This is a genomic window from Gilliamella sp. B14384G12, from assembly GCF_016101825.1.
Taxonomy (GTDB): Bacteria; Pseudomonadota; Gammaproteobacteria; order Enterobacterales; family Orbaceae; genus Gilliamella; species Gilliamella apicola_N.
Map to the genome: position 1 here is coordinate 1 of NZ_JACFPU010000078.1, position 270 is coordinate 270.

General features: G+C 35.6%; 1 protein-coding gene. It reads right to left on the reverse strand.

The genetic code is table 11. The features are described from left to right. The coding region (locus tag H3S73_RS13735; protein WP_198248942.1) for a hypothetical protein at window positions 1–270 on the reverse strand (270 nt) is incomplete at both ends.

Sequence of the window (270 nt, forward strand, 5' to 3'; positions counted from 1 at the left end):
TGACTGATAATTGACTGAACTGGGTAATCACACCATAAAGAGTGCGTGAGCTACCTTGAGATAATAGTGAATTTAACGGATTAAGCGGATTAAACTGGGTTAAAGAGTTAAGTGAATCAAGTGGATTAGATTGTTTAAGCTTATCTAACTGTTTTAATGGCTCAGACTGTTTTAATGCATTTAATGGATTAGCCGAAGTTAAGGAATTAAGTGCATTAACTCCTTGAGTTGCAAAGTCGCTTAAACGGCTAGAATTAGCAGGATTAAAAC